Origin of the sequence: Haloarcula sp. S1AR25-4 (assembly GCF_031624555.1) — an archaeon.
Classification (GTDB): domain Archaea; phylum Halobacteriota; class Halobacteria; order Halobacteriales; family Haloarculaceae; genus Haloarcula; species Haloarcula pellucida.
Window position 1 is genome coordinate 175,619 of sequence record NZ_JAMQOR010000003.1, and the last position, 17,415, is coordinate 193,033.

A 17,415-nucleotide genomic window follows, 5' to 3' on the forward strand; every position below is an offset into this window, starting at 1 on the left:
AGCTTCGTCAGGGATTACGGTGCGCCGACGGGGTGGAGTCCCTGGAACTCCAGACCCGCCGTCTCCTCGAGGCCGAGGGCGACGTTGGCGGCGTGGACCGCCTGCCCGGCCGACCCCTTCATCATGTTGTCGATGGCCGAGAACACGACCAGCCGCTTGTTGGCGGGGTCGAGTTCGAAGCCGACTTCCGCCTTGTTCGTCCCCGCGACGGCCTTCGGTTCGGGGTAGCGGTAGACGCCGCCACCGCCGGCGACCAGCTCGACGAACGGTTCGTCCTCGTACTGGCCGCGGTAGGCTCCCCAGAGGTCGCCCTTCGAGACGGGACCGTCGGGGAAGACGTGACAGGTCGCGCTGGCGCCACGGACCATGTCCACCGCGTGGACGGTGAAGGAGACGTCGACGCCGAGGAACTGCTGAATCTCGGCCTCGTGACGGTGGCCTGTCGGGGCGTAGGGACGGACGACCCCCGAGCGCTCGGGGTGGCTGGACGCCTCGCCGCCGCCGGCCCCGCCCTCGCTGGATCCGACCTTCACGTCGACGACTATCTGCTCGTCGCCGCCGAGAACACCGTGTTCGAACAGCGGGAGCAGGCCCAGAATCGTCGCCGTGGCGTTACAGCCGCCGGAAGCGATGAGGTCCGCACCCGCGAGGTTGTCGCGGTTGAGTTCCGGCAGCGCGTACTCGCTCTGTTCGAGCAGTTCGGGACGCGTGTGCCCGTCGTACCACTCGTCGTACTGCGCCTCGGTGTCCAGACGGAAGTCCGCCGAGAGGTCGACGACCGTACCAGCGGCGTCCTGAAACTGGTCTATCTGCTCCATGGAGACGCCGTGGGGCGTCGCGGCGAACAGCACGTCAACCGATTCGAGGTCCTCGGGCGAGGAAAAGCGCAGGTCCGAGTGCCGGAGGTTCGGGTGCTGGTGGCCGACGGTCTTGTTCTCCTTCGACCGACTCGTGGCCTGTGCGAGTTCGAACTCGGGGTGGCCGTCGAGGATGCGGAGGAGTTCCCCACCGGTGAACCCGGAGCCACCGACGACGCTGGCGGAGTACGTCATGCGGTGACCTCCGCGTCGCTCTCGCTTGCCGCCTTCGATTCGAGCCAGTCGACGACCGCTGCGGGCACGTCCACGTCGGTGACCTCGTTGAGCGCCTTGAACTCGACGGTGTGGTTGACCTCGTGGACCGTGTAGTCCTCCGCTCGCGGCTCGTCGCCGCTCGCGTTCCGGGTGTCGCTTTGCGACACCCCGACCTCCATCAAGTCGATACCCAACAGGCCGCCGCCGACGGCGGCCGACGCCTTCTCGACCAGTTCGAGCGCACGGTCGTCCAGTTCGAACTCGTTCGTCTCGGCACCCTTCGCGGCGTTGGTGAGCCAGTGGTCCGAGGAGCGGACCATCGCCGCGATGGGGTCGCCGTCGACGGCCAGCACGCGGATGTCCCGACCGGGTTTGTCGACGAACTCCTGGACGTAGAATATCTTGTGCTCGTAGTGGCCCAGCGTCTCCTTGTGTTCGAGGATGGCTTCCGCGGCGTCGCGGGAGTCGATTTTGGCCATCAGGCGACCCCACGACCCGACGACGGGCTTCAGCACGCACGGGTAGCCGAAGTCCTCGATGGATTCCAGCGCGGCGTCTTTCGTGAACGCCACGTCGGTGTTAGGCGTCGGGACGCCCGCCTCGACCAGCGCGAGGCTGTTTTTGACCTTGTCCGAACAGACCTCCGCGACGTCGGGGCCGTTGACGACCGGCACGTCGTAGGCCGCGGCGAACTTCGTCGCGTAGACGCTACGAGACGTCGCCAGACAGCGGTCGACGACGACGTCGAGACCCTCGAACTTCGCGGGAGGCTCGCTGATGTTGAACTGCTGTTTGCGGACGTCTATCTTCTCTATCTCGTGGTCACGGTCGCGCAGTTCCGAGAGCAGGAGCTTCTCGTCCCGGCGGATGCGCGAGTAGAGCATTCCGACTTTCATGCTGTGTCCTCCGTGTGTTCGCGGGTCGCGGCGTCACGGGTCACAGTCGTATGCGACGCAACGCGCCGCGCCACCGCGAACACCTCACTCACCCCAGTCCTCTTCGAGCTCGGGTGCGGTGTCGAGCTCGACGGGGTCAGTGCCGACGACTTCGAGTTCGGCACCACAGGTCGCACAGTCGACGATCTCTCCGACTTCGAGGTTGTCGTGCAGGGAGACTTCCGCCCCGCACTCGATGCAGTCTGCCATTGTACCGTTCTCTCGCGCCCGCACCCACTTAAAATCTTCGAACCTATCAGTACCGATTAGTAACCCATACTGCCATCTAATGGCGTCTAAAAGCAAATTATCGCGTGTTCCCGAACACTGTATCAGATTTATGGTACAATCACCCCTCGCGGGGCTCGTCGCTCACACATAGCGGTCGACCTCCGATAGACGGCGGTCGTGTGCGCGCTCTACGGCGTCGGCGGCCGTCTGGACAGTTTCCCGGTGGCCGGCGAGCACTTCTTCGGCGACCAACAGTTGGTCGGCCACGGCCTCGGGTGCGGGGCCGCCGCGGGAGTCGCGCATGGCGACGCTCTCGGTGGGGTCGAGGGCGGCCTCGACGGCCTCCCGGTCGACGAACTGCGAGAGCGGGTCGCCGAGGACGTCCTCCGCGACGGCCGAGATGGCCTCGTAGTCCGGGGCGTCCTCCTCTGGGCCGAGGCCCGCGGCGACCTCGGCCACCACTTCGTGGGCCGTGCGGAACGGGACGCCGGCCATCGCCAGCAAGTCCGCCACGCCCGTCGCGGTGGCGAACCCCTCGGTGGCCGCGGCCGCCAGCGTCTCGTCGGGCCACTCGGCCGTCGCGACCGCACCGGCCGCGACCTCGACGCTCTCGGTGACGCTGTCGATGGCGTCCCACGCGTGCCGGCCCGCGCGTTGCAGGTCGCGGTTGTACGCGCGCGGTTGCCCCTTCAGGTTCGTCAGCAGGCCGTTCAGCCCCGCCGTCGCGTCGCCGGTGCGACCACGGACGAGTTCCAGCGTGTCGGGGTTCTTCTTCTGGGGCATGATGGAACTCGTGGAGGCGTAGTCGTCGTCGAGTTCGACGTGGCCCTTGCTGGCCATCACGACGACGTCCTCGGCCAGACCGGAGAGCGTCGTCGCGAGCGTCGCGACGGCGCTCGTGACCTCCACGAGGAAGTCCCGCGTCGCCGAGGCGTCCATCGAGTTCTCGACCACCGAGTCGAACCCGAGCAGTTCGGCGGTGCGCTCGCGGTCCACGTCGAAGGGCGTGCCGGCGAAGGCGGCCGACCCGAGCGGGTTCTGGTTGACGCGCTCGTAGGCGTCGAGCAGGCGCGCGGTGTCGCGCTGGAGCGCCTGTTCGTAGGACAGCACCCAGTGGGCCACCGTCGTCGGTTGTGCTGGCTGAAGGTGGGTGTAGCCGGGCATCACCGTCTCCGCTTCCTCACGGGCCACGTCCAGCAACCGCTCGCGGGCGCCGACGACCGTCTCGACCAGTTCGAGGATATCTTCACGCAGGCGGTAGCGGATGCAGGCGGCCACCTCGTCGTTGCGCGAGCGGGCGGTGTGCATCTTCCCGCCCTCCGGGCCGACGCGGTCGATGACCGCGCTCTCGATGGCCTCGTGGACGTCCTCGCCGTCGGGCAGTTCGCCGTGCCCGGCCTCCTCGACGTCGTCCAGCGCCGCCAGTATCTCGCCGACCGTCTCGCGGTCGACGACGTCCTGCTCTTCGAGCATGACGACGTGGGCGCGGTCGACGGCGAGGTCGGCCGCGAAGATGCGCTCGTCGTCGGCGAGCGAGGAGAGGAACGAGCGTGCCGGCCCGCCCGCGAAGCGGTCGCGGCGGACCACCGTCTCGTCGTCCGGTTCGTGTCCGGCGTCGTCCTCTCCGTCGCCCATGGGATTACTCCTCCGAGGACTCGCCGCTCACGGCGTTGCCGTTCGCGTGGTCCGAGGCCTCCCCGTGGTCGTCCTCGCCACCGTCGGGAACGGCCGTGCCCTTCTTCGCGTTCTCTAAGATGCCGTTGGCGAGACGGGACTGGAAGCCGTGGTACTTCGCGACGCCGGTGGCGTCCTGCTGGGTGATGCCGCCGGTGACGTCCTCCTCGTCGAAGGAGGCCGCAGACTCGCTGTAGACGGCGTAGTCGGACTCGCGGGAGACCGGGCGGCAGTGCCCGCCTTCGAGCTTCACGGTGACGGACCCGGTGACGCGCTCGTTCGTGTCGTCGATGAACGCTTCGAGTGCGGAGACGAGCGGCGCGTCCACGAGGCCCTCGTAGGCCTTCTGGGACCACTGCTGGTCGACCTGCTGTTTGAACGCGCGCTCTTCCTGCGTGAGGACGAGGCCTTCGAGCGCCTCGTGCGCGGTGAGCAGCACCGTCGCCGCGGGGTGCTCGTAGTTCTCGCGGACCTTCAGACCGAGCATGCGGTCTTCCATCATGTCCGTGCGGCCGATGCCGTGGGCGCCGGCCTGCTCGTTGAGTTGCTCGATGAGTTCGACCGTCCCCAGTTCCTCGCCGTCGACGGCGACGGCCTCGCCGTCTTCGAACTCGATATCGACGAGTTCGGCGTCCTTGCCGGAGGGGTTCTCGGTCCACTTGTAGATGTCGTCCTCGGGAATCGTCGAGGGGTCTTCGAGTTCAGAGCCCTCGATGGACCGGCTCCAGAGGTTCGTGTCGATGGAGTAGCGGCCGCCGTCGCCGCCCTCGACGGGGAGGCCCTTCTCTTGGGCGTACTCGTTCTCCCACTCGCGGGTGAGGCCGAGTTCGCGCACGGGGGCGATGACCTCCATGTCGGAGTCGCGCCAGATGGCCTCGAAACGCAGTTGGTCGTTGCCCTTGCCGGTACAGCCGTGGGCGATGCCGTTACACCCCTCCTCTTCGGCCACCGAGAGGATGGCCTTCGCGATGACCGGGCGGGCGAGCGCGGTGCCCAGCGGGTAGCCCTGATAGTCGGCGTTGGCCTTCACGGCCTTGAGACAGAGGTCGGCGAACTCCTCTTTCGCGTCGACGACGTACTGCTCGACGCCGAGCGCTTCAGCCGTCTCCTCGGCCTCCTCGAACTCGTAGTCGGGCTGGCCGACGTCGACGGTGACGCCGATGACCTCGTCGTAGCCGTACTCCTCTTTCAGCAGCGATACGCAGACTGTCGTGTCGAGCCCACCGGAGAAGGCGAGCGCGACGGTTCCGTTTCCGTCTGACATAGTTGTGTACTCTGTGGGTTCCGTGGTGTGACTGTCGGTTTGGACTGACACGCCGGACAGCCGACCGGCGGTACTCGGAGTCGAAACGAACCGTGAAACGAAGTGAGGAGAGTAGTGGGCCTAGCAGAGGGCCCGTCGTCGTCGTCGGCTCGGGGAGAAGCGGACGGACCGCTCGTCGGCGGCGGCGAGCGCGTCGGCGACGGTGGTCCGCGTCATGTACTTGCGACTACCGTAGGTCCCGTACTAATAGCTTCCGTGTTCGAGAAGGCGTGGTTATCAGTCACACGGGGACTGCTGACAGAGTGTCGTCAGTACCCGCCGTCGGGGGCCGGGACTGTCTCGTTGGTGGTCGTGTTCGCGTCGGGCAGGTCGCCGGTCTCGGCCTTGACGGTCGTGTCGGCCGTCGTGTTCACGGTCGTGTCGGTGTCGTTCGTCTTCGCGTCGACCGTCACGGTCGCCTCGGCGTCGGCACCCGTCTCGTTGCGCTCGCCGCGGTTCTCTCGTGCCTCGGAGCCGCGGTCGGCTGCCGGGCCGACGCCTTCGCCGACGTCGTTACCGGCGATACTGCGTGCGATTTCGGCCACTTCGGGGCCGGTCAGTTCCTCGGAGCGGTCGGCCAGCGAGCGGACCGCCGCCATATCGACGCCCTCTGCTTCGAGCGCCTCGGCGGGCAGCGTACTCGCCGTCTCGTTGGTCTGGGTGGCCAGTCGCTCGACGGTTCGGGTCTCGGCGTGGAGTTGGGCCGTCCGGGCGCGGTACTCGCCCTCGCTCATCGACCCGTTCTCGCGGGCCTGCTGGAGGGCCGCCTTGCGCTGTCGGAGTGCTTCGAGGCGCACCTCTAGCTCGCCGGTCTCCTCGGCGACGACGGCCGCGCGGGCGTTGTCGGTGTTGGCCTTCGCGACGCTGATACCGTACGCGCGGGCCTCGACCTCACCGCCGAGTTCGGCGCCCTGCACGCCGACCGCGCCGGCGAGCTGTGCCCCGGGGGCGACGGTCGCGTTCTCACTGCGCTGTTCGGTCTGGGTCGACGTCTCCTGTGCCATCGTGGCCGCTGGCACCGCGGCCAGTGCGCTCGTCACGAGCAGGAGGGCCAGCAGTGCCGGAGTGGCTCGTCTCATCGTGTCCACTGCTTGGCCCCCTATCCACGTATAAACCCCTCACCGTCAGCCCGGTTCGTCGCCGATTAAACCGGATTAAACCGCAGGACAGCGACCGCACGCGGGGAAACGGAGTGATGAAACACCGGAACGGTTATAGGAACAATTGAAACGATTCACACACACCGACCGCACCGCCGTCGTGCGGTCGGGTGTGCATTGATTTTCAATGGCTACGATATTACTCGCCGTTCTCGTCGTCGGTCGTCTCGGTCACGTCCGTATCGGGGAGGGTGACGACGTTCTCGCGACCGATCCGGAACGTCTCCAGTTCGTCGTCCTCGCGGAGGCCGCCGATGACCTGACTCGTCTTCGCGTCGGTCCAGTCGAGTCGGCTCGCGACCTCCTGCTGTTTGATACGGCCGCCGTTCTCGTTCAGCAGTTTCAGCACCTGTTCCTCGTTGCTGAGCAGCTCCGCCGGGGGTGCGGACGCGCCGTTGCCGGCTGCCCCGGCGGCCGCCGCGCTGTCGGTGTCTGTCGTCGTGTCCCCGTCCCCGCCTTCGGACGCCGCCGTCGGTTGCTGGACTGGCTCGTCGCCCTCGTCGCCGCCACCGAACAGGCCCGACCGGCGCGCCCAGTATGCGCCCCCCACGAGAGCGAGGACCACCAGTACCGCCCCGCCGACGAGCGCCGTGTCGAGGCCGCCGTCACCGCCCCCGCCGCCCGTCTGCGCGAGGACGACCCGTGGCTCGTCGGTGCCGAACTGCTGTTGGCCCCGCCACGTCGCCGACGTGTTCGAGCGGTCGTCGGGGGCGGGCGCGACCGTCTGGGCGCTGTAGCCCGCGGGCCACGACATCGTCAACGACGTCTCGCTATCGAGGAACAGGCCCGACAGGGCGTCGCCGGCCGTGAGACGGCCGTCCTCGGTGGCGGCGAAGTTCGTCCACCGGAAGCGGTAGGTGACGACGCCGTACGTCTGCCCGAACGACTCCTGTCTGGCCGTGACGCTGACGTTCTCGATGGCCATCTCCCGGCCGGTCGCGTTCTCGGCGGCGCGGGCCGTGCCGGCCATCCGGTCGCCGAACCGGTCGGTGTAGGCCGTCTCGTTGGCGCGGATGTCGGCCTGTAACTCCTCGAAGGCCTGCGTGTCGTTGTCGGTCGCCAGTCGAATCCGGTAGGCGACGGCCCACTGCGCGTCGCCGTCGGCCTGTACGTCGGCGGTCATCACGACAACGTCGGGGTCCACCGACTGCTGGGAGAGGCCGCCGAACGCGGCGCCTGCCGCCGTCGCGGGCAGCAGCGCGGTCACGAGCAACAGAGCCACCAGTAAGCTACCGATTCGTCGCATTCTGTAGGCAGTTTACGCTCGGCGACAATATGGTTTGTTGCCAACGGCTGGCCACAACTGGTTTGAGCCGTCGAGCGGAACCGACACCTATGGATCGCGGGAAAGTCGACGTAGACACGCTGCTGAAAGTACTGCTCCTCCTCGCCGTCGTCTGGATAGCGCTGGAAGTGGTCGAAGGCGTCCTCGGTATCCTCGGGTGGCTCCTCGGCCCGCTCCAGCCACTCCTCGGCATCGCGCTCATCGCGCTCATCGTCCTCTACCTGACCGACCGCCTGTAACCGGCGGACCGCGTCCCTTTTGCCGCCTGCCCGACTCAGTAGCGGCGTGTACAGCCTCAACGTGTCCCTCCCGTCGTCGGTGACCGCGCTGGCGGGACGCCTCGCCCGTGACCTCCCGCGAGCGCAGGCCCGCCCCCGCGGCGAGCACACGATGGTCGCCAAACGACTGGGGAGCGGCGACCACGCCGCCTACGCCCGCATCGAAGCGCGCGCCCGGGACGCCCTCCGCGGGACGGCCCCCTTCACCGTCCGAATCGCCGGGGTCGAACAGTTCGAGACGGCCGTGACCGGGCCCTCCCCCGTCGTCTACCTCGCCGTCGAGAGCCCCGGCCTGCGGGCGCTGCACGAACGCCTCTGTGCCGAGTTCGACCCCGTCGACGGGATGGAAGGCGACGCCTACGTCCCGCACGTCACCGTCGCACGGGGCGGAAACCCCGCGGCGGCCGAGCGACTGGTCGACCGGGAGATAGACCCCGTGGAGTGGACCGTCGAGGACCTCGTCTTTCACGACGCCGAGCGCGGGCAGTCCGTCTCTCGCGTGTCCCTGCCGGCGTAGGGCGTCGCGGGTCAGGGCGGTACGTTTTTGCCGTCGCCTACCGTCCAGTGTCAGTATGGATTATCGGGAGGTCGACACCGCCTCGGAGTACGTCTGCCGACTGGACCACGGCGCCGACTGGCGAGCGCAGATAGAGTCGTTCGCCGCCGACGAGGACGTCGACGCGGCCTTCTTCTACGGGCTCGGCGCGGTGCAGGACGCCGAGATATGGTTCTACGACCAAGAGCGCACCGAGTACGACGCCGTCACCTTCGACGAGCCCCTGGAGGTAGCCGCGTGTATGGGCAACGTCTCGTGGTTAGAGGGGGAGCGCTTCGCCCACACCCACGCCGTCCTCTCGCGACCGGACGGCGAGGCCATCGCCGGCCACCTGAACGCCGGCACCGTCTGGGCGGGGGAACTGTACGTCCGTGAATTCGACACGACACTCGAACGCGAACACGACGAACCGACGGACCTCGACCTCTGGGACCTCTGAGATGCGCGAGGCCGACGAACAGTACTTCGAGACGCTTGAAACCGAACTCGAGTCGGCGATGGACGTCGCAGAGCGCGCCCGAGAGCGCGGCGGCGACCCCAAACCGGAGGTCGAGATCCCGACCGCGCGGGACATGGCCGACCGTGTCGAGAACATCCTCGGCATCGACGGGGTCGCCGAACGGGTGCGCGAACTCGAAGGGGAGATGTCCCGCGAGGAAGCCGCCCTCGAACTCGTCGACGACTTCGTGGAGGGCACCGTCGGTGACTACGACACCCGCGAGGGGAAAGTCGAAGGTGCGGTTCGGACGGCCGTCGCCCTGCTGACCGAAGGCGTGGTCGCCGCGCCCATCGAGGGTATCGACCGCGTGGAACTGCTGGAAAACGACGACGGGACCGAATTCATCAACGTCTACTACGCCGGCCCGATTCGCTCCGCCGGCGGGACCGCACAGGCCCTCTCCGTCCTCGTCGCCGACTACGCCCGGGCGCTGCTGGGCATCGACCAGTACAAGGCCCGCGAGGAGGAGATCGGTCGCTACGCCGAGGAGATAGACCTCTACGACAAGGACACCGGCCTCCAGTACTCGCCGAAGGAGAAGGAGACGAAGTTCATCGCCGAACACATGCCCATCATGCTGGACGGCGAGGCCACCGGCGACGAGGAGGTCTCGGGCTATCGCGACCTCGAACGGGTGGACTCCAACTCCGCCCGCGGCGGGATGTGTCTCGTCCTCGCGGAGGGGATCGCGCTGAAGGCCCCGAAGATTCAGCGCTACACGCGGAATCTGGACGAGGTCGACTGGCCGTGGTTGCAGGACCTCATCGACGGCACCATCGGAAACGACGACGAGGCCGATTCGAAAGACGACGGAGACCAGAGCGACGACGCGAGCGAGGACGCCGACGGTGACGACGGCGGCGACGAGGACAGCGCGGAACAGGCCGGCCCGCCCCGAGTCGACCCCGCGAAGAAGTACCTGCGGGACCTCATCGCCGGCCGCCCCGTCTTCTCACACCCCTCCAAATCGGGCGGTTTCCGCCTGCGCTACGGCCGGGCGCGCAACCACGGGTTCGCGACGGCGGGGGTCCACCCGGCGACGATGCATCTGGTCGACGACTTCCTCGCGACCGGGACCCAGATAAAGACCGAGCGGCCGGGGAAGGCCGCCGGCGTCGTCCCCGTCGACACCATCGAGGGACCGACGGTCCGCCTCGCCAACGGCGACGTCCGGCGAATCGACGACGCCGAGGAGGCGCTCGAGGTCAGGAACGGCGTCGAGAAGATACTCGATTTGGGCGAGTACCTCGTCAACTACGGCGAGTTCGTCGAGAACAACCACCCGCTCGCGCCCGCCTCCTACACCGTCGAGTGGTGGGAGCAGGACTTCGCGGCCGCGGGCGCGGACGTGCAGGCGATGCGGGACAGTCCGACCGTCGACCTCGCGGACCCCAGCGCCGAGGAAGCGCTGGAGTGGGCCAGCGAGTACGACGCGCCGCTCCACCCGAAGTACACCTACCTCTGGCACGACGTGACCGTCGACCAGATGGGGGCGCTGGCCGACGCCATCGACGAGGGGCAGGTCGCACAGACCGACGGTGCCCGCGAGACGCGTCCGCCGGACGCGTCTCGGGACGGCGAGCGGGGAGCGAGCGGGGCGACACGCCGCGGAAGCGACCCGCGAGCGGCCACTGGCGACCTCGTCCTCCCGCGGACCGACGACGCACAGGCCGCCCTCGAACGCCTGCTGGTCGAACACGTACAGGACGAGGACCGCCTCGTCGTCCCCGACTGGCTACCGCTGGTCCGGACGCTCGGCTTCGACCGCTCGCTGGAGCGAGAGTGGACCATCGAGGACCTCTCCGACCGCGCGAAGACCTACGGCGAACAGGAGGCGGCCGACGCCATCGGCTACGTCGACGACGAACTGGGCGACGAGGCGGGTCGGAACGCCGTCCTCGCGGTCAACGAGGTGTCGCCCTTCGAAATCCGCGAGCGCGCCCCGACCCGCATCGGCAACCGGATGGGCCGGCCCGAGAAGTCAGAGCGCCGGGACCTCTCGCCGGCCGTCCACACGCTCTTTCCCATCGGCGAGGCCGGCGGGGCACAGCGGAGCGTCGCCGACGCGACCAAACACGCCGACTCGATGAGCGAGACGCCGGGCCGCGTCGACGTGGAGGTCGCTCGCCGGCGCTGTCCCGACTGCGGCACGGAGACCCACGAGGCCCGCTGTCCGGAGTGTGACGCCGTCGCCGAGACGGTGTACGTCTGTCCCGACTGCGAGATGGAGGTCGAACCCGACGAGTCCGGCCGCGCGGAGTGTGACCGCTGTGAGACGCTGGCCTCTCCCACCCAGTACACGGAACTGGACGTCCGGGAGATATACCGCGACGCCCTCCAGAGCGTGGGCGAACGCGAGACGGCGTTCGACACGCTGAAAGCAGTCAAGGGGCTCACCTCCGAGGAGAAACTGCCCGAACCGATGGAGAAGGGGATTCTGCGGGCGAAACACGACGTCTCGGCGTTCAAGGACGGCACCGTCCGGTACGACATGACCGACCTGCCGGTGACGGCGGTCCGACCGGCCGAACTCGACGTCGACCCCGACCGCCTGCGCCATCTGGGCTACGAGACGGACATCCACGGCGACCCGCTGACCCACGCCGACCAACTGGTCGAACTGAAAGTGCAGGACATCGTCCTCTCGGACGGCGCGGCCGAACACATGCTCCAGACCGCGGCGTTCGTCGACGACCTCCTAGAGCAGTACTACGGCCTCGAACCGTACTACGAGTTCGACGACCGCGAGGAACTCGTGGGCGAACTCGTCTTCGGGATGGCCCCACACACCTCCGCCGCGACGGTCGGCCGGGTCGTCGGCTTTACCTCGGCGGCCGTCGGCTACGCCCACCCGTACTTCCACGCGGCGAAACGGCGGAACTGCTTCCACCCGGAGACGAAAGTGTGGTACGAGGACGAAGCCGACGACTGGCACTACGGGACCATCGAAGAACTGGTGGAGTCGCGACTCGACGACCCCGAGACGGACGACTTCGGGACGCTCGTCGAGGAACTGGACGGGGACCTCGCGGTGCCGTCGCTGGGTGACGACGGCCCCTGCCGCAGACCAGTCGAGGCCGTCTCGAGACACCGCGCGCCGGACCACCTCGTCCGCATCGAGGTCGGCGACCGGACGCTGCGGGTCACCCCGGACCACACGATGCTCCGGGCGGGCGAGAGCGGCGTCAAGGAAGTCCGCGCCAGCGAAATCGAGCGTGGCGACGCCCTCCCGGCCTACGACGGCGGCGAGACGACGATGACCGGCGCGGGTGCGACGGTGCCGGTGGCCGACGGCGCTGGCGTCCCGACGGACGCCGTGACCGCCGTCGAGTACGTCGAGAGCGACGTGGAGTTCGTCTACTGTCTCACCGTCGCCGACACTCATCGGGTCGCCGTCGAGGGAACCTACGTCGGCCAGTGCGACGGCGACGAGGACTGCGTGATGCTCCTGATGGACGGCCTGCTCAACTTCTCGAAGTCCTACCTCCCGAACAAGCGCGGCGGACAGATGGACGCCCCACTCGTCATGTCCTCGCGCATCGACCCGAGCGAGATCGACGACGAGGCCCACAACATGGACATCATGGACCGCTACCCGCGGGAATTCTACGAGGCCACGCGGGAGTTGGCCGACCCCGCCGAGGTAGAGGACGTCATGAAAATCGCGGAGGAGACGCTGGGCACCGACCGCGAGTACACCGACTTCCGGCACACTCACGACACCACCGACCTCGCGGCCGGGCCGGACCTCTCGGCGTACAAGACGCTCGGGTCGATGGAGGAGAAGATGGACGCCCAGTTGTCGCTCTCGCGGAAACTCCGGGCCGTCGTCGAGTCCGACGTCGCCGAGCGCATCATCGAGTACCACTTCCTGCCGGACCTCATCGGCAACCTCCGGGCGTTCTCCAGACAGGAGGTGCGGTGTCTGGACTGCGGGGAGTCGTTCCGCCGGATGCCGCTGACCGGCGACTGCCGGGAGTGTGGCGGCCGCGTGAACCTCACCGTCCACGAGGGATCGGTGACGAAGTACATCGACACGGCCATCCGCGTCGCCGACGAGTTCGGCGCTCGCGACTACACGAAACAGCGGCTGAAGATTCTCGAAACCAAAATCGAGTCGGTGTTCGAGAACGACCACAACAAGCAGTCCGGCATCGCGGACTTCATGTAGGTCGGCCTGCGCTCTCAGGCCGCCGACGGCCGCATGACGGGCGTGTGACGGCCGTCCGATGGGTGCTTTTGCCGCTCGACGCCAATCGTGGTATGTGACCACACGACCCACCCAAGTGGCGACGCCCGAGTCCGGGTCGGACGTCGACCGCACTTCCACCGGTACCACCCCGACGAGCATCGCGCAGTTCGAACTGACCGTCCTGCACTGTCGCATCGCCGCGCTGGAGACGGCGCTCGAATGCGAACGCGAACGCCGGAAGGCGGTCGTCGAGCGGTACGAGCGACTGCTCGACGAGCGCTAATCAGCGGACGGTACCGTCGCTGACCTCGAACCGAGCGCCGCCGGCGTCGCTCTCGGTGACCGCCACCGACCACCCGTGTGCCTCCGCGATGGTTTTCACGATGTAGAGCCCGTATCCCGTGCCGTCTTCGCTGTCGGTGTACCCCATCTCGAACACCTTCTCGCGTTCGCTTTCGGCGATACCGGGGCCGTCGTCGGCGACGTAGAATCCCTCGCCGTCCGGGAGCATCCCGACCGTGACGGTGACTGCCTCGTCGTCTGCGGTCCCGTGTTCGGCGTCGTCGTCGGACGCTGGTCGACCGTGGGAGGAGCCATGCTCCACGGCGTTCCGGAAGAGGTTCTCCAGCAGTTCGACCAGTCTGGAGGCGTCGGCCTCGACGGTCCCGCAGTCGGCGGTCCGAACCGTGAGACGGTCGGCGCCGACGGAGGCGCGGGCCTCGTCGACCGCGTCCTGCAACCGGACGGCCGTCGTCTCGCCGACGGCCTGTCCTTTCTTCGCGAGGGTCAGCAGTTCCTCGGTCAACTGCGCCATCCGGTCTAAGGCGCCCTCGATTTTGTCGAAGTGTCTCGGTTGTGGGTCCTCTCTGGCGATTTCGGCGTAGGCGTCGGCGACGGTAAGTGGGTTCCGCAGGTCGTGGCTGACGATGCTGGCGAACTCCTCTAACCGTTCGTTCTGGCGTTCGAGTTCGCGTTCGCGTTCGGCCCGGTCGAGTGCGGCCTCGACGTTGGCCGCGAGGATGTTCGCGAGATCAAGCGTGAACTCGTCGACGGTCCCCTCGCCGGTGGTGACGCCGAAGACGCCGTGGTCGCCGACTGGGATGAGGGCGGCGGCGGGTTCGTCGGCGGCCGTCCACTCGGCCACCGCGTCGGCCCCGTCGGCGGTGACAAACAGCGTCTCGCCGCGGTCGAACGCGCGGTCGTACCACTCCGCGTACCGGTCGTAGACGCGCCGTTGGTCGTCGGGGTCGACCGGTCGAAGGGTCCCGCCGTCAGCGTCGACGAGTGCGACCTGCACTCGGGGAAGCGCCGGGATGTCCTTCGCGATGGCGACGGTCACCTCGCCGATTTCGGTCCGGTCGCCCGCCCGCACGAGGTCACGGCTGGCCTCGTGGACCGCCCGGACCATGTGTTCCTGTCGCTTCTCGTCGGTGACGTCGCGGGTGCTCCCGACGATGCCGATGGGGTCGCCGTCGGCGTCGAACCGGGGCGCTTTCGCCGTGTTGACCCAGCGACTGCGGCCCTCGATGTCGACGTAGTGTTCGACCTTGTTCAGCATCGGTTCGCCGGCGGCCATGATGCGCTGTTCCTCTTCGTAGAGTTCGTCGGCGAGGTCGTGTGGGAGGAGTTCGTAGTCGGTCAATCCGACCAGTTCGTCCCGGTCGAAGTCGTACTCGCTGGCCGTGTGCGCGCTGGTTTCGACGAACCGGCCGACGTCGTCCTTGACGAACAGCTGGTGGGGAAACGAGTCCAGCAGCGAGTCCAGCAGTTCGGAGTCGGACTGGAAGTGCGTCTCGCGACCGGCGGCCTGCTTGACCCGGCGGACGATGAGTTCGGGTCGGTTGCCGCCCATCGTTATCGCGGCGTCGACGCCCTCGTCCACCGCCCGGTGGGTGAACGCCCGCGTCGTGGTCGTCATCGACCCGATGTCGTGGCCGTAGAGTGCGACCGACATTTCGGGGTGGGCGTCGGTGAGCGCGTCCAGTTGGGCGAATCCGTCGACTGCCGAGTGCGACACGGTCTCCGGGGCGTGCAACAGGACACAGCACGCCGCCGTCGCGGAGACGTCGTCGACGGTCTCGACGACCGCCACCGCCACGTCGTCGGCCGTCCGGAGTGCAGTGACGACAGGGCCGAGTCGACCGTCCGGGTCGACGCAGGTGACGGGAAGCGGATCGGCCTCGCTCATCGGCACCCACCACCCGGCGTCGGTGTCATCGTGCCTCCAGTCCGGTAATCTCGAACCGGACGTGATCGTCGTCGGTGTCGGCCGGTCTCACGTCCCAGTCGTACGCTTCCGCGATGGCGGAGACGTTGTACCGGCCGTACTGCGTCCAATCGGCCGTGTCGAGCGGGCGCGTCGACAGAGGGGCTGCGTCGCCGGCCGCCGCCGTCCAGTTCGGGGGTCGTCGTCTCGTCGTGTGCGACGACGAGGTCGTAGACGCCAGTCTCGCCGCGTTCGAGGGCGGTGAACAGGGTCCGGACCTGTCGGCTGTCGGCTGTCTCCATCCCACTAGCTCGTTACTCGACAAGACTAGCGCGACAGATAACGGTTCCCCCGGAGACTCGGCTCGGAAAAACGCGGCGTGGCTTACTCGTCGCCGAGTGCGACGTAGGTCGTCTCGATGATGCGGCTGTCCTCGGCCAGTCGGTCGAAGACCTCGGCCGTCGGCGATTCGTCGAGGTTGTAGACGGACATGGCCTCCCCGCCGATGGTCTCGCGGCCGTTGAACATCCCCGCGATGTTGATGTTCGCTTCGCCCAGCACGGTCCCGATGAAGCCGATGGTGCCGGGTTCGTCCTTGTTGCGCACCACGAGCATGTGACCGTGCGGGACGGCCTCGATGCGGTGGTCGTCGATGCGGACGATGCGGGACTCCTCGCCGCCGAACTGGGTTCCACAGACCGAGACGGACTCCGCACCGTCGGAGACGGTGACGGTGATGAGGCTCTGGTAGTCCTCGGCGGAACTCGTCTTCGACTCGGTCACGTCGATGCCACGTTCTTCGGCGATCTGCGGAGCGTTGACGGCGTTGACCTGAATGTCCGAGGGTGCGAAGACGCCTTCCAGCGCGCTGGCGGTGACGTACTCGACGTCCTCGTCGGCGATGTCGCCCGCGTAGGTGACCGACACGGAACTCATGTGGCCGTCGAACAGCTGGACGGCGATGCGGCCGGCGGTGCTCGCGAGTTCGAGGTACGGTTCGACCTGCTCGAAAGTGGCGCGGTCGAGCGACGGCGCGTTCAGGGCGTTCGCCACGGGTTCCTGATTGAACGCGGCGATAATCTGGTCGGCCGTCGAGGTGGCGACGTTCTCTTGGGCGGCCTCCGTCGACGCGCCCAGATGCGGTGTGACGATGATGTCCTCGACGTCGAGCAGCGGCGAATCGTCGGGGAGCGGTTCCTCGCCGAAGACGTCGAGCGCCGCGCCCTTGAGGACGCCGTCCTCGACGGCCTCCGCGAGGGCGGGTTCGTCGATGATGCCGCCGCGGGCGCAGTTGACGACGTACCCGCCTTCGAGTTGGGCGAGTTCCTCCTCGCCGATCATGTTCTCGGTCTCGGGGGTCAGCGGCGTGTGGATAGTGACGAAGTCGGCCTTCTCGAGACACTCGTCGAGTTCGTCGACGAGTTCGGCGCCGAACTGTTTGGCGCGTTCCTCGCTGATGTAGGGGTCGAACGTGACGATGTCCATGCCGAGGTTGCCCAGTCGTTTCGCGACCTCTTGGCCGACGCGGCCGAAGCCGACCACACCGAGGGTCTTCTTGTTGACCTCGGTGCCGAGAAACGCCCCTTTCGCCCACTCGCCGCCCTTCAGACGGTCGTGGGCCTGCGGGATGGAGCGGGCGGTGGCGAACGCCATCGCGACGCTGTGTTCGGCGGCGGCCCGGACGTTGCCTTCGGGGGCGTTGGCGACGATGACGCCGTGTTCGGTGGCGGCGTCGATGTCGATGTTGTCGACGCCGATGCCGGCGCGCCCGACGATGACCAGTTCGGGCGCGGCCGAGAGTACCTCGTCGGTGACTTCGGTGCCCGAGCGGACGATGAGCGCGTTCGCATCGGATACTGCATCGAGCAGCGCGTCGCCCTCGACGTCGTAGGCTGTCTCCACCTCGTGGCCCGCCTCGCGGAGCCGGGCGAGGCCGGCGTCGGCGATGGGGTCCGTGACGAGTACCTTCATACCGGACCGAACTTACCGGGACGGCATAACGCTTGTTTTCTCAACGCGTGCG

Annotated in this window: 15 protein-coding genes; 5 read left to right on the forward strand and 10 right to left on the reverse strand. The window is 67.8% G+C overall.

Translation table 11 applies throughout. From position 1 onward, the window contains the following. Positions 1–14 precede the first annotated feature (14 nt). The 7 genes from argC to NDI85_RS14230 all read right to left on the reverse strand — a co-directional run bounded on the left by argC (position 15) and on the right by NDI85_RS14230 (position 7,622). Positions 15–1,052, reverse strand: coding sequence for an N-acetyl-gamma-glutamyl-phosphate reductase (argC, locus tag NDI85_RS14200; protein ID WP_189001716.1), 1,038 nt, complete (start codon positions 1,050–1,052; stop codon positions 15–17). After that, positions 1,049–1,969: a lysine biosynthesis protein LysX gene (lysX, locus tag NDI85_RS14205; protein ID WP_310916163.1), complete on the reverse strand. Its 921-nt coding sequence runs from the start codon at positions 1,967–1,969 to the stop codon at positions 1,049–1,051. Before lysX ends, argC begins: the two co-directional genes overlap by 4 nt. 84 nt (positions 1,970–2,053) lie before the next feature. Beyond that, entirely contained in the window at positions 2,054–2,218 is a 165-nt protein-coding gene (gene lysW / locus NDI85_RS14210) for a lysine biosynthesis protein LysW (protein WP_166967234.1), read from the reverse strand. Between the two features lie 162 nt (positions 2,219–2,380). Then, positions 2,381–3,874: an argininosuccinate lyase gene (gene argH / locus NDI85_RS14215; RefSeq protein ID WP_310916164.1), complete on the reverse strand. Its 1,494-nt coding sequence runs from the start codon at positions 3,872–3,874 to the stop codon at positions 2,381–2,383. 4 nt (positions 3,875–3,878) lie between these two features. Next, entirely contained in the window at positions 3,879–5,177 is a 1,299-nt protein-coding gene (locus tag NDI85_RS14220) for an argininosuccinate synthase (protein ID WP_189001722.1), read from the reverse strand. A 308-nt stretch (positions 5,178–5,485) separates the two neighbouring features. After that, positions 5,486–6,295 (reverse strand): hypothetical protein, encoded by an 810-nt coding sequence (locus NDI85_RS14225; protein WP_310916165.1) that lies wholly within the window; start codon positions 6,293–6,295, stop codon positions 5,486–5,488. 220 nt (positions 6,296–6,515) lie between these two features. Continuing rightward, positions 6,516–7,622 (reverse strand): hypothetical protein, encoded by a 1,107-nt coding sequence (locus NDI85_RS14230; RefSeq protein ID WP_189001726.1) that lies wholly within the window; start codon positions 7,620–7,622, stop codon positions 6,516–6,518. An 89-nt stretch (positions 7,623–7,711) separates the two neighbouring features. On the opposite strand from NDI85_RS14230, the gene NDI85_RS14235 reads away from it, so the two are divergent. The 5 genes from NDI85_RS14235 to NDI85_RS14255 all read left to right on the forward strand — a co-directional run bounded on the left by NDI85_RS14235 (position 7,712) and on the right by NDI85_RS14255 (position 13,469). Continuing rightward, the gene (locus tag NDI85_RS14235) at positions 7,712–7,900 is read left to right on the forward strand and encodes a hypothetical protein (protein WP_189001728.1); all 189 of its coding nucleotides are present in this window, start codon (positions 7,712–7,714) and stop codon (positions 7,898–7,900) included. A gap of 46 nt (positions 7,901–7,946) precedes the next feature. Then, on the forward strand, positions 7,947–8,456 hold the full coding sequence (locus NDI85_RS14240; RefSeq protein WP_310916166.1) for a 2'-5' RNA ligase family protein: 510 nt from the start codon (positions 7,947–7,949) through the stop codon (positions 8,454–8,456). 55 nt (positions 8,457–8,511) lie between these two features. Further along, on the forward strand, positions 8,512–8,934 hold the full coding sequence (locus tag NDI85_RS14245; protein WP_189001731.1) for a PPC domain-containing DNA-binding protein: 423 nt from the start codon (positions 8,512–8,514) through the stop codon (positions 8,932–8,934). 1 nt (position 8,935) lies between these two features. Next, positions 8,936–13,165, forward strand: coding sequence for a DNA-directed DNA polymerase II large subunit (locus NDI85_RS14250; protein ID WP_310916167.1), 4,230 nt, complete (start codon positions 8,936–8,938; stop codon positions 13,163–13,165). 94 nt (positions 13,166–13,259) lie between these two features. Then, entirely contained in the window at positions 13,260–13,469 is a 210-nt protein-coding gene (locus NDI85_RS14255) for a hypothetical protein (RefSeq protein WP_310916168.1), read from the forward strand. Here NDI85_RS14255 and NDI85_RS14260 read toward each other — a convergent pair whose 3' ends face one another. From NDI85_RS14260 to serA, 3 genes are all read right to left on the reverse strand, one after another. Beyond that, complete coding sequence (locus tag NDI85_RS14260; protein ID WP_310916169.1) at positions 13,470–15,374, reverse strand: PAS domain-containing sensor histidine kinase; 1,905 nt, start codon at positions 15,372–15,374, stop codon at positions 13,470–13,472. After that, the gene (locus tag NDI85_RS14265; RefSeq protein WP_189001734.1) at positions 15,371–15,694 is read right to left on the reverse strand and encodes a hypothetical protein; all 324 of its coding nucleotides are present in this window, start codon (positions 15,692–15,694) and stop codon (positions 15,371–15,373) included. Before NDI85_RS14265 ends, NDI85_RS14260 begins: the two co-directional genes overlap by 4 nt. 82 nt (positions 15,695–15,776) lie before the next feature. After that, complete coding sequence (gene serA / locus NDI85_RS14270) at positions 15,777–17,363, reverse strand: phosphoglycerate dehydrogenase (protein ID WP_310916170.1); 1,587 nt, start codon at positions 17,361–17,363, stop codon at positions 15,777–15,779. Positions 17,364–17,415 lie beyond the last annotated feature (52 nt).

Coding starts and splice junctions, on each gene's coding strand:
- argC (WP_189001716.1), bottom strand. CDS start 1,052: ATGACGTACTCCGCCAGCGTCGTCGGTGGCTCCGGGTTCACCGGTGGG.
- lysX (WP_310916163.1), bottom strand. CDS start 1,969: ATGAAAGTCGGAATGCTCTACTCGCGCATCCGCCGGGACGAGAAGCTC.
- lysW (WP_166967234.1), bottom strand. CDS start 2,218: ATGGCAGACTGCATCGAGTGCGGGGCGGAAGTCTCCCTGCACGACAAC.
- argH (WP_310916164.1), bottom strand. CDS start 3,874: ATGGGCGACGGAGAGGACGACGCCGGACACGAACCGGACGACGAGACG.
- NDI85_RS14220 (WP_189001722.1), bottom strand. CDS start 5,177: ATGTCAGACGGAAACGGAACCGTCGCGCTCGCCTTCTCCGGTGGGCTC.
- NDI85_RS14225 (WP_310916165.1), bottom strand. CDS start 6,295: ATGAGACGAGCCACTCCGGCACTGCTGGCCCTCCTGCTCGTGACGAGC.
- NDI85_RS14230 (WP_189001726.1), bottom strand. CDS start 7,622: ATGCGACGAATCGGTAGCTTACTGGTGGCTCTGTTGCTCGTGACCGCG.
- NDI85_RS14235 (WP_189001728.1), top strand. CDS start 7,712: ATGGATCGCGGGAAAGTCGACGTAGACACGCTGCTGAAAGTACTGCTC.
- NDI85_RS14245 (WP_189001731.1), top strand. CDS start 8,512: ATGGATTATCGGGAGGTCGACACCGCCTCGGAGTACGTCTGCCGACTG.
- NDI85_RS14250 (WP_310916167.1), top strand. CDS start 8,936: ATGCGCGAGGCCGACGAACAGTACTTCGAGACGCTTGAAACCGAACTC.
- NDI85_RS14260 (WP_310916169.1), bottom strand. CDS start 15,374: ATGAGCGAGGCCGATCCGCTTCCCGTCACCTGCGTCGACCCGGACGGT.
- NDI85_RS14265 (WP_189001734.1), bottom strand. CDS start 15,694: ATGGAGACAGCCGACAGCCGACAGGTCCGGACCCTGTTCACCGCCCTC.
- serA (WP_310916170.1), bottom strand. CDS start 17,363: ATGAAGGTACTCGTCACGGACCCCATCGCCGACGCCGGCCTCGCCCGG.